This window comes from Sphingomonas sp. URJC2 (assembly GCF_059803575.1).
In genome coordinates this window covers 1-1,188 of record NZ_JAPFGX010000083.1, presented here as the reverse complement: position 1 = coordinate 1,188, position 1,188 = coordinate 1, and the positions used below count along the sequence as shown (strand labels likewise).

Below are 1,188 nucleotides of genomic sequence, written 5' to 3'. Positions count from 1 at the left end.
GATCTGAGCAGCCCCCACCGGGTGGTCCGGGTATATAGTTAGTGCATTGTCGTCTCCGCCGCCATTGCCGGTCGGAGGTGGAGCGAAGCGGAACCGGAGACCGGCAATGGCGGTGTCGCCGCTTCCGGCGCCGGCGGCCTGTAGCCCAGGCTGCTGTGCGGCCGGACGGTGTTGTAGTGCCGTCGCCATGCTTCGATCAGCACTCTTGCCTCGGCGAGGCTGTAGAAGATCTCGCCGTTGAGCAGCTCGTCGCGCAGCGACCCGTTGAAACTCTCGTTGTAGCCGTTCTCCCATGGCGAGCCCGGCGTAATGTAGAGCGTCTTCACGCCGACCTGCCCGAGCCATTTCTGGACCGCGATGGCGATAAACTCGCTGCCATTATCCGATCTGATGTGCGCCGGCGGGCCTCGAGCAATGAACAGATCGGCAAGTGCTGCCAATACGTCCTCATGCTTGAGCTGGCGCGCAACGATCAGCGCCAAGCACTCGCGGCTCGCCTCGTCGATGATGGTGAGGATGCGGAACTTACGGCCATCATGCGTCCGCCCTTCGACGAAGTCGTATGCCCAGACATGTCCCGGATATTCGGGCCGCAGCCGGACGCACGAGCCATCGTTCAGCCATAGCCGGCCGCGTTTCGGCTGCTTCTGCGGTACCTTCAGCCCCTCACGACGCCAGATGCGCTCGACACGCTTGTGGTTCACCGACCACCCCGCGGCATGCAGCAGCGCGGTCACCCGACGATAGCCGTAGCGCCCGTACTGCCTGGCCAACTCGATGATGTCCTCGGTCAGGGTCTGTTCGTCGCCTGCCCCGCACGGCACCTTGCGCTGCGTCGACCGATGCTGGCCAAGCACGCGGCACACCCGTCGCTCGGACACATCCAGCGTCTCCTTCACCTGATCGATGCAGCGCCGGCGCCGTGCGGGGCTCAGAAGTTTCCCCGCGCGGCCTCCTGCAAAATGAGCTTGTCGAGCGTCAGGTCCGAGATCGCACGGCGCAGCCGCAGGTTCTCCTTCTCCAGGTCCTTCATTCGCCGAGCCTGATCCGTCTTCAGGCCACCATATTCCTTGCGCCAGCGGTAGTAAGTCTGCTCGCTGACCGCGATCCGGCGGCATGCCTCCGCGGTCGTCCCGCCCTGGCCCAGCATGATCTCAACCTCACGCAGCTTCCCGATGATCTCCTCGG

Annotated in this window: 1 protein-coding gene; it reads right to left on the bottom strand. The window is 64.4% G+C overall.

What is annotated here, in order from left to right; genetic code table 11:
- Nucleotides 1–38: 38 nt before the first annotated feature.
- A protein-coding gene (locus OPU66_RS14890; protein WP_498554430.1) for an IS3 family transposase occupies nt 39–1,188 on the bottom strand; the annotation gives its coding sequence in 2 pieces (ribosomal slippage) (nt 39–946 and nt 946–1,188; 1,151 coding nt annotated over the 2 pieces). This gene is flagged as partial in the annotation.